This window comes from Aporhodopirellula rubra (genome assembly GCF_014192335.1).
GTDB classification, from domain to species: Bacteria; Planctomycetota; Planctomycetia; order Pirellulales; family Pirellulaceae; genus Rhodopirellula; species Rhodopirellula rubra.
This window is the reverse complement of sequence record NZ_JACHXU010000035.1, coordinates 64,643-75,544: the sequence shown is the minus strand read 5'-3', so window position 1 is coordinate 75,544 and position 10,902 is coordinate 64,643. Positions and strand designations below refer to the sequence as shown.

Annotated in this window: 5 protein-coding genes; 3 read left to right on the top strand and 2 right to left on the bottom strand. The window is 53.1% G+C overall.

Annotated features, from left to right (window positions below; all coding sequences use genetic code 11):
• Window positions 1-43: 43 nt before the first annotated feature.
• Complete coding sequence (locus tag FHS27_RS28855; protein WP_184309570.1) at window positions 44-3,841, bottom strand: PAS domain S-box protein; 3,798 nt, start codon at window positions 3,839-3,841, stop codon at window positions 44-46.
• A 1,211-nt stretch (window positions 3,842-5,052) separates the two neighbouring features.
• On the opposite strand from FHS27_RS28855, the gene FHS27_RS28850 reads away from it, so the two are divergent.
• From FHS27_RS28850 to FHS27_RS28840, 3 genes are all read left to right on the top strand, one after another.
• Window positions 5,053-5,292 carry a hypothetical protein gene (locus FHS27_RS28850; RefSeq protein WP_184309568.1) on the top strand — a complete coding sequence of 80 codons (240 nt, stop codon included), beginning with the start codon at window positions 5,053-5,055 and terminating at the stop codon, window positions 5,290-5,292.
• Complete coding sequence (locus tag FHS27_RS28845) at window positions 5,289-7,064, top strand: SLC13 family permease (RefSeq protein ID WP_184309566.1); 1,776 nt, start codon at window positions 5,289-5,291, stop codon at window positions 7,062-7,064. Before FHS27_RS28850 ends, FHS27_RS28845 begins: the two co-directional genes overlap by 4 nt.
• A 596-nt stretch (window positions 7,065-7,660) precedes the next feature.
• Window positions 7,661-9,163 carry an alpha-L-fucosidase gene (locus tag FHS27_RS28840; RefSeq protein WP_184309564.1) on the top strand — a complete coding sequence of 501 codons (1,503 nt, stop codon included), beginning with the start codon at window positions 7,661-7,663 and terminating at the stop codon, window positions 9,161-9,163.
• Between the two features lie 176 nt (window positions 9,164-9,339).
• Here the strand turns inward: FHS27_RS28840 and FHS27_RS28835 are convergent, their stop codons facing one another.
• The gene (locus tag FHS27_RS28835) at window positions 9,340-10,851 is read right to left on the bottom strand and encodes an outer membrane protein assembly factor BamB family protein (RefSeq protein WP_184309562.1); all 1,512 of its coding nucleotides are present in this window, start codon (window positions 10,849-10,851) and stop codon (window positions 9,340-9,342) included.
• Window positions 10,852-10,902 lie beyond the last annotated feature (51 nt).

The window sequence follows — 10,902 nt, the reverse complement described above, 5'->3', positions numbered from 1 at the left end:
AAAACGAACCGACAGAGCGTGATGAAACCCTCGGTAAATTCAACTATGTTCTACCAGCATGAAATCCCGAAGTTATTTCCGAACAGCTCCTAAGTTCAAGTTTGGCTCGAATTCGATCGGTGACATCCACCGCGCAGCTGACAATTTCAACCACACGTCCAGAGGCATCAAATAGCGGGCTCAGCATCCAGTCCGCGACAATCAATTCACCGTCAGCAACTCGCAGTGTAATATCTTGCCGTACTGTTTCCCCAGCCGCAGCACGCGCAACGCCTTCACAAAACTCACGCTGAGTCTCGACTGAATGCGAGACCCAATATGTGTCCGCCGTTACGCATCCGATGACATCGCTCTTCTCAATCCCTGCTGCCTCGAGCGGCGCACGATTGGCCTCAACCAAAACCCCGTTGACATCGAGCAACCCTACAAAAATGAACACACCGTCCAAGATCCGTTGCAGCCTGTCAAAGCTTTCTTTCAACGCAATTTGAGCCGCTTTTTGATCCGAGACATCACGAAACACACCCAGCATTCGCGTCGGTTGCCCGGCATCGTCGTACTCGAATCGGCCGAGAGATTCAATCCAATGAGTGCTGCCGTCAGGCCAGATAACGCGAAAATCATGTATGCAGGTCTGTCGATTGTCGCGTGCAATCTGTGTGTCGACGCCTAATCGGGGAAGCTCATCTGGATGGATACAAGACTGGATCTCGGCCAGCGTTCCGGTGAACGAATTTGGCTCCATGCCCCACAGCCTTTCAGACCCTTCTGACCAAATGACCAAGTTGCTCGATAGGTTCCAATCCCAAAATCCCATTTCCGCAGCCGTCATTGCCATCCGCAACCGCTCTTCGCTCGAACGCAACATTGTTTCAGCACGCTTGCGATCCGTAATGTCGTAGGCAGAACCAACAACTTGTACGATATTGCCGTCAGAATCGTATATTGGACCGAATCTGGCGAATACGACCAACAATGTCCCGTCTGACAATCGCGGATGAACTTCACATTCAACCACTTCCCCTTCCGCTGCGCGGCGCAAATAGTCGCGAATTGTCGCCTGCTCATCGGCTGAGTAGTTGTACCAATAGGAATCCGCCATATGCAGGTCGAGCACATCCTCTCGTGTCAAACCCGCCATGTCGAGCGGCAATTGATTGACCTCAACCAAACGCCCGTCGAGATCGAACAAACCTACCATCGCGACGAGGTTATCCAGAATCAGGCGAATTCGCCGCTCGCTTTCCCGAACCGCATCCTCAGCTTGTTTCAATTCCGTGATATCTTGAGTTGTGCCAGACAACGTTAACGGACTGCCGTCGGGACCATATGCCAACTGCTCAATCCGGCAATACAAGTTGCATGCCGGACCTAACTGCGGGTGGCGACGGAAATGCAGTGTCGTTGGTTTCCCCGTACCCAATACTTCGGAATACGTCTGCGTGAAAAGAGGTCGGTCGTCAGGGTGCACTAGCTCAGTGAAATCCCGAACGTCCATAGGGCCTAACTGGGGGTCTTGATTGAAAATCCGGTACAGCTCTGCCGACCACGACACCTGCTGCGTCAGCACGTTCATCTCCCAGCTGCCGAGCCGCGCTTGCGATTGAGCTTTGTCCATGCTTGCGTTTGCTCGGAGCAATGATTCCTCGGCATGCTTGCGTTCAGTAATGTCGAGAGCGGAAAAGAGGACACCGGTAATCTCATCGCCTCCCTCACGCAAAATGGTATTGTTAAACGCACACAGCCGATGTTCCCCATCTTTCGTCTGAATCAGGTTTTCGTAATATTCGATCTCCGAAATGTCTCCCCGCATGATTTGAGAAAAGACAGCGAGCAGTTCACTCACACCGTCGTCTGGCAAACAGGTGTCAAACCAGTTTTTGCCGACAAGCTCTGCTTCTGTATAGCCGAGTAATTCACAACCCTTCCGGTTGATAGAGATGATCTCCCCCTCCGTGTCAAGGACGCCGATTACAACCCCGGCTACGTCCAAATATTGCTGAGCTCGGTCCCTCTGCATTTGGACTTCGATCGCAGCATTCTTGCGATCAGTAATATCGCGTGTAACTGACAGCATCGCGGTAACGGCGCCGTCGGTATCTCGGAGTGGACTAGCATGCGTTTCGACCCACCGGCGATTTCCCTTCAAAGTCGTGAACTCAAGCTCTAGCATTACCGACTCTCCGCCAAAGACTCGCTCGGTTAGTTCAATGAAGTCTGCACGGTAATCGGAATCCAGCAACGGAAGCATCGACTTCCCAATCACTTCCCCGGTAGTCTCGGCTTCGATCATTGCCAAACCCGCAGCATTGATTTCCAGTAACTCAACTGCTTGGTTTGTCAATTTCACGCATTCCGGTTCTGTTTCCAAAATCGTTCGCAGTCGTTGTTCGCTCGCAACGAGGCTGCGTTCGAGCTGCTTGAGCCTGGAGATATCTCGCAAACTGGACCGGCTTTGCGACACGTTTCCTTGCTGGTCGCGAATGGCGGAAACATTCAAGAGGACGTCCATCACAGAACCGTTCGGCAAGTTCAGCTGGAGCTCGGCATTGTGAACCGCTCCCGTTTCGAGAAACGTACTAAACGTACGCTGAGCCATATCGCGGCTGTTAGGATGATACAGTTCGAAAACAGAACGACCGAGTAATTCATCCTTAGTGCAATTGAACGTGTCCGCGAATGCCTGATTACAACTCGTAATACACGCGGACTTCGCGTCAACTGAATACAACATGTCAGGAGCGTTTTCATACAAATCCGACAAGTGTGCGTTCGCCTCCGCCAGTTTCCGCTTGCGGGAAGCAATCGCCGACGCCATTGAATTGAAAGCTAGAGCAATCTGCCGGATTTCATGAATTCCACTAATCGGCAATTGAGTGTCATAAATACCTCGCTGCATCTTTTCAGCGGCAATGCCCAGTTCGCTCATCGATCGTGTCACCGACTGACTTAAGAACAACGCGATCCCCAGTGCGACAAGTGTGACGACCACACCGACCGCCAGTAGCCAATTGCGCATCCTCCGCGTGGGCGCCAAAATCACGTCAACTGGTGCAACCGCAATGATGCTCCAGTCCAGCGATGCCCAACCTCCAAACTTCGCGATATCAGCGAATCCTGCCACCACCTTGTCGCCGTGCGAGTCATCGTAAAAGAGCGTTCCGATTCCACCAGAACCAGACAGCCGATCAAGGAGAGTCGGATTAGCCACGAAATCGGAGAATGGCAAAAGCGGGACGCCACTCTGATCTCCTGTTGTGACCACATTCCCTGACTTGTTTACGATGTAGACAAACTTATTGCCAAGAACCTCGTCGCTGAATATCGCGACAATTTCTTGAACTTGTTCGATCTGAATTTCGGCAATGAGCACTCGAATAACGATTTCGTTAGAATCGTCAGTAATTGGAGTCGCCAGCAGCAAACCATTGCCTGCAGGAAGCGAAACGAGCTCGGAAAAAAAGACGTCGCCTTGCTTTGCACTGGCACACTTATTAATCAGATCAAAATTACCACTCGCAATCTCGCGAACTGCGTTCTCGTAGGCGTCATCCTTTATTCGGCTGCTCGTGATCGATGTGCCCTCGAGATCGAGAACGTAAAGATCAGAAAACACCGGGTCAGCTTCGTTTACTTCGACTAAATAGCGATGAATGGCCTCGACATTGTCAACTTCGAGCAGATCCGCTTGAGATAGCAACCTGGTCGTGAAGGTCCGCTGTGCGACGAATCGTTCAATGTCGCTTGCAACAAACACACACTGACGTTCAAGGCTATTGCCAACCGCTTCGACGCTCATAGTGGAGGCTAGCTGAATCGCAATCGCAGTGTAAATCGCCATTGGAATAATGACGATGCAAACCACGAGCCCGATCAATCTACCGGCTGCAGAATGCGGTGATAGGGAATTCATCGGCAATCACGTTGATGACAATCGCTCACTACGGCCAATTTGCAATACCGCACAGCGAATCGTTGCGGCATCGTTACATCTTGGGTTAAGCAGAACAGCTTAACGGAATATTGCTTGGTGTGTGCAGCAGGCGGACACAATCGCATGCCATGCTCCGACAACGTGAATCCTTTGCCGTTACCCGTGCGTCAATCTGTCGCCGGTAGTCATCCGATGACCACGTTTCCGGTGCAGGCAAATTCCCCAATGGCGATGCAGGTTTCGTTACTGGCACACCTTTTTCAGGACAAACGCTGGTGCGAGAACCCTCGCTCTACGAGCACTGCCATTTACCTTGACCTGTCGACACCGCTCATTTTACGCATGTCTTACTAGTGCATCGACCATGGTTTTATCCTCGGATGCTTTTGGATTTTGTCTAGTTCCTCGAAATCAAATCCGGCGAATCTTCCCGGCACCTCATTGAAGAGTGATTGTTCCCCCGAATATTTTACTTTGCATACACTGAAAAAGTTTCCTCGCATACTTTTCGTGCAGCGCCGGCAGCATGCAGAGCGATTTCATGAGGACCTAGCGACCAAGAACGCCTATCCCTATTCAGTCAATCCCTCATCGCGACGAGATCACCAAATCGGGGAAGACGTTCATAAGTTCAAGTAATTCAGGGAACGCTGCCGGGAAGATTCAGAACCTACGTTCTGCTGCAATTATTGGCTCAGCCTTGGCGTACAGCGAACTGGAAATTTGCATCACGTTACTGCTCCAACGCATTTCAACTCTCCCCAATATTTTGCGTCATGATTGGCAGGCCAAGAGCACGAGAATGCCGCTGCCGTTGAGCGAGAACCTGAATTCGGATCCTGCACTTCCCGACAAAAGCCGTGAAAGAGCCCGACTATACAAGCGATAAACGCTTACTAAGATACACCCTTTGAAACAATACCCACTCTGCGCGAGGTTATCTTTAGCGATTCATGGCCTACTTTCTTCTTTCGCTTGGACAGGCGTGCCTGTCTTTGGTGCTAGGGTGTTGGCGAAAGGGGCAGATCCATTGGCAGACGCACCAAGAAGTTCGCTCTTGTTTGGAAATTCGCTCCTGGTTGAAGAGGGAAGTGACAGCTCCGGCGACGGACTTGTGTATGCCGAGTTTGCTCTGCAACGCTTCGGCAATCCTAGCCGAAGGTGTCGGGACACTTCTGCTATACGCGACTGATACCTTCCTGATGGCTGCGGGGTTGCCGCTCTTGGAGCGAGCCTCCCACACGCAATCAGCATCTGTTCTTGGCACATCCACACCGGTTTGCATCGTCGTCGCGTGGACGTCTCGGCGCAGTCGAGAAATGGCGAGCCATATCGTCTTGGATCAAGTTAGCCAATGAGTTACGAAGGTTGGGCTACACTCACCGTGGTAGGGGCTCTGCTTTTTGCACTGCTTAAGAATCTGGCTCCCACGGACGTCCTGTTCTTGGCTGCGACGTCGCTATTTGCAGCAACCGGAATTATATCCGCCGAAGAAGCATTTTCAGGTTTCAACAACTCGGGAGTGCTGACGGTTGCTTTCTTATTCGTCGTCGTCGCGGGCCTACGCGAAACGGGCGTGCTCGATGAAGTCGGGCATCATGTCCTTGGCAAGGCGAAGTCAGAACGAAGTGCGATGCTGCGTCTATCGACAATAGTCATGCCGATGTCGGCGATACTGAATAACACACCGATCGTTGCGATGTTTGTACCGATCGTCATGGATTGGTGCCGCAGAAATCATGTCTCCCCATCGAAGCTGCTGATTCCCCTTTCGTATCTAACAATTCTAGGTGGCACTTGCACTGTTATTGGCACATCTACCAACTTGGTTATCAATGGGTTGATGATTGAAAACGGATTGCCCGGCATGAGTGTGCTGGAACTTGGGAAAGCCGGTGTTCCCTACGCAATCGTTGGTGCAATCTACTTGTTTTTCTTTGCGGGAACATTGTTGCCCGAACGTGCTGAGTTGATCGAACAACTCAGCGAGTCAAGACGCGACTACTTGATTGAAATGCGCGTCGAAGCGAATTGCCGACTATCGGGAAGATCCGTGGAAGCGGGTGGCCTACGACAGTTGCCTGGTTTGTTTCTAGTAGAAATTGAACGTGGCGGAGAAATGATCACGCCAGTGCGGCCAGAAGATCAAATTGAAGTCGGCGACCATCTCATCTTTGCCGGGGTGGTGGGCGATATTATCGAACTGGAAAAAATCAACGGGTTGATTCCCGTCGTCGATTCGAGCGCCGAATTGACAGCGAGTGAGCAACGTAATCGACGGATGTGTGAAGCTGTCGTCTCGCAGAATTCGGCATTAAACGGCATGACGATTCGAGATTCAGAATTTCGATCACGCTTCGGAGCCGTGGTGCTGGCCGTTCATCGGTTCGGTAAACGCATCGACGAAAAGTTAGGCGACATCACGCTCCAGCCTGGCGACACCTTGCTGATGCAAACACGACCGGATTTTGTACAAGCACATCGCCATGATCCTGCATTCAATCTGGTCAGCATGGTCGACCAATGGCGCCCCCTGCGGCGTGATCGGGCCTGGATCGCTGTGGTAGTTTTCGTCGTGCTGATGACATTGATGGCGACCAACTGGATTCCGATTTCGGTTGCCACCGCTTTGGCGGCGGTGTCGATGATTGCCTTTCGGTGTTTATCCCCTGACGGTGCGCGGCAAAGCATCGAGTGGCAACTGCTGGTAACGATTGCTGCATCGTTTGGCGTTGGTGCTGCTCTGCAAAATTCCGGTGCCGCGTCAGCAGTCGCTAATACAATCGTGGAGAACACCGAGTCGTTAGGGCCGCTCGCAGCCTTGGCGATTCTCTATTGTTTCGCATCCCTATTGACTGAAGTCATTACCAACAATGCGGCGGCGGTACTGTTATTTCCCATCTGCCTAGAATTGGCCAAACTGTACGATGTGGACTCGCGGCCGTTTTTAATCGCACTAACGCTTGCTGCATCGGCCAGTTTCATGACACCAATCGGTTACCAAACCAACATGATGGTTTACGGCCCTGGCGGATATCGCTTTACCGATTTCCTACGCATTGGAGCACCACTCAACATCCTGCTTGGTATCGTCGCTGTAACAATCATCCCGCAACTTTGGCCGTTCTGACTTTCGGTCAAATACCCGCGATCCATCAAATCGGGCATGATCCCTCTTATCGCATTCCCTGAACAACTGTTTTGTCAATGGCTTTGGCGACAGTAAACAGCGCAGCCTCGTTGCTGCAAGTCATTCTGCAGCTGACCGGTATCATTGCAGCGGCACGCATCGGCGGCTGGATGTTCAGAAAGCGAGCTCAACGGCAACTCCGTGTGGGATGCCCCTGTGCCGTTCGGCTCACACGCAATTGAAAATGCAATCTAATTTTTGGCAGAGCTTACAACGAAAGCTGCTTGTCACCTTTCGCTGCAGTTTCCAACGATGCGGCAGCGCCGAACAATCCATAGACCTAGAGCATTTCTAATTTTGTTGCAAGCAACGTCGGCCGACGGTGGACCACGGGCTGACAAACTCATCCATTTGCGAAACGACGTTGTTTACAGAAACGCTTTCGGCGGCACCGACCGTCGACTGGTGGTGTACGACAGTAAGCAGCGAAAATTTTCTTTAAGAAGAACAGTGGCATGGAGGCAAAGCATCGCTGTCTAGTTAAAACAGCAATCATGAGAATCCTGTCAATGTTCCTTTGCCTTTCGATGCGATCTATGAGAATCCTTTTTGCATTTGTGTTCCTGCTTTCATTTTCGAGTCAACTCAGGGCAGAAACCTTCGAGCCGACCGTCGATTCACTACAGAACTATCAATGCCCCGAATGGTTCCGCGACGCGAAGTTTGGAATCTACCTGCACTGGGGCGCGTACTCGGTTGCCGAACAAGGTGAGTGGTATGCGAGGAAACTCTATCTCGAAGGAGGCCCTGAATACAAACACCACTGCAAAGTCTATGGACATCCGTCGGATTTCGGCTATGCCGATTTCATCCCGATGTGGAAGGCGGAGAATTTCGATCCAGACGCGTTGCTGGCGTTGTTCAAACGTGCCGGAGCGAAGTACTTCTCACCATGCGCTGTGCACCATGACAACTTTGACCTCTGGGATTCCAAACATCATCGCTGGAACTCGGTGAACATGGGGCCGCAGCGTGACCTCGTTCGATTGTGGAAGGACGCGACCGTCAAAGCGGGGCTCCGATTCGGTGTCACCACTCATCTCTCGCGCAGCTATAGCTGGTTAAACACGGCAAATGGAGCGGACACGCAAGGAGACAAAAAAGGCGTTCCCTACGACGGCGCAGCCGGCAAAGCTCCGGGACTTTACCCACCCAATTTCGGACAAAGCACGCACCAGCGTGCTCCGTTGGAAACCACAGAAGAATGGCGAAAACGATGGTCTAAACGCATCAACCAACTCGTCGAAGACTACGATCCTGATCTGCTGTACTTCGATTGCGCCGTTCCGTTTCGCGGCATTGATCAAGGGCAAACCGGGCTCGGTGTGATCGCTAACTTTTACAACCATCGTCCCGAAGGCGTCATGTGCATCAAACAGCGCCCATGGCAGGGACTCTACGCCGACGGCATCGCGACACTTGATTACGAACGAGGAAAGGCGAGCCATATTCTCGACGCGCCGTGGCAAACCGATGACTCGATCGGTTCCTGGGGTTACAACCCGAGCGTGCCTTACATGGAACCAGGATTGGTCATTGATAAGCTGATCGACATCGTTTCGAAAAACGGCAACTTGCTTCTAAACATCCCAATCAAAGCCGACGGGACGCTCGACCAACAGGCGACCGACCTCTTAACCGAAGTCGGTGAATGGCTCGATCTCAACGGCGACGCGATCTACGGCACACGCCCCTGGGGCGTCTACGGTGAAGGCATTCACGAGATTGGAGCACACGATAAAAAGTCGAAGCTTACCGCCAAAGACATCCGCTACACGACCAAAGACAACATGCTGTATGCCTTCGTCATGGATTGGCCGAAAGAGAACTCGCCCATCCTCATGGAGTTTGTCACGCCTCTCTACCAGCCAACGGATTGCATCGCGGGCGGCCCGATCCAATCGGTTGAGTTACTCGGACACGATTCCGCGAAAGACGGGCCGCTCGATTGGAAAGCGGATTCCGATGGACTGATCGTTCATTTCCCCGATCAACGGCCGTGCGAGCATGCTTTCGTTCTCAAGATCACTCTCGAGTGAGAGGCAGAACGAACGGAGTTCTCACGCTCGCGAAAGAGAGGCTTCGCAAGAGGCAATTCAGAAATCACACCACTCTCTCAGTTCCACAAAACCAACAGACTCAGAGCAATTGCCCCGAGTGGATGACTGGCTCAGATTGAGTCGCCGCCGTCGGGCGGTGTGACGGATCGATCCGCTCACTCGGCTTCGGTTTTGCCGATGCAGTAAAGCGTGTTGTTGGATCGCAGGAACAAATTCCCGTCGCTGATTGCGGGCGTGGCACCGAAACCGCTCTTATCGAACGTCATGTCGTTGGATGCCAGAACCTTAAATTCAGGTTTGGCTTCGACAACATGCACCATCCCTGCGTTGGTCATGATGTATATCTTGCCATTGGCAACCACTGGGGAAGCGTAGTCTCCACCGCCTCCGCCACCACCACGTCGTCCTCCGCGTCCGCCGCCTCCCGCGCCACCGCGGAATCCGCCGCCCCCAGGTCCACCACTAAATCCGCCCGCCCGTGGGCCGCCTTCTCGCGCCCCGCCTTCTCTGGCTCCCCCCTCATCGCCACCGCGCCCGCCAAATCCGCCGGCACCTCGGCCTCCGCCGCGCTGGCCGCGTGCGTCACCTGCGGGCGGCCCACTGTCTTCACCAGCAGGTGCACCGGGGAGCCGTTCCTGAAACACTCGTTCGCCAGTTTTGGCATCAAGGCATTCGAACACGGAACCGCTGACCGAGTACAGATAGCCGTCGACAACCACCGGAGTCGCGTAGCGTGGCCGCACTCGGCCCTCCCAAACGGTGTTGGCGTCCGATACGTCGCCTTCGCCACCAGCCCGGATCGCGACGCCCTCTTCCCCGGTTGCGTAGACGATGTTGTCATCACCCAGAACCGCGCTGACTTGCGCGTTACGCGAATTGACCCCGTCGGCATACCAATCGAGCTTCCCGGTACTCGTGTTGAAACCCCACACCTCCCCGATGACGGAGATGACGACATAAGAGGAGTCGCCATCGCCAACGACGATTGGCGTTGTCCAGCACTCGCCGAGACCGTCGTCTTGCATGCGGAACTTCTCTTCCCCCGTATTTTTGTCGAGCCACACGAGCGAACGTGATTCATCCGCCGCGTTCACAATCAAGCTATCTTCGAACACGATGGGACTGGCAGCGGAGCCGAAGCCCTTACCACTGCGTTCGGCGCCAACGCTTTTGCTCCAGAGTTCGTTTCCGTCGAGGTCATACGCATACACGCCCGACTTTCCAAAGAACGCGTAGACGTGCGTGCCATCACTGACCGGTGTGTTACTCGCGTACCCGTGTGTCGTCACGCCTGGTGGGCGGAACTCGTCTTCGGGCATTTTGGCATTCACCGTTTTCGTCCAAATTGTTTTGCCCGATTGGCGATCGACACAGACCAAGTGTCGCTTGAGATCCTCGAGAGAGCCTTCGCCGTTACCCATTCCGTAGCCGGAATAGCAGGTGACGAAGAGCTTGTCGCCGACCACGATGGGACTGGAAATGCCGCGACCAGGAAGTTCCAGCTTCCACTGGATGTTCTTGTCGGCACCGAATTCGGTTGGAGCATCTGACTCCGCGATGCCGGTTCCGTTGGGACCACGAAAGCGGGCCCAATCAGCATGTAATGAGAAGGACATTGCAATGACGATCGCGGACACCAACGAAGTTGATGTGAGTGTTCGAAACATGAGAATGCTTTGAGAGGAGGTCAGAATAGTGATTCTGCTCTGCCTCACGGG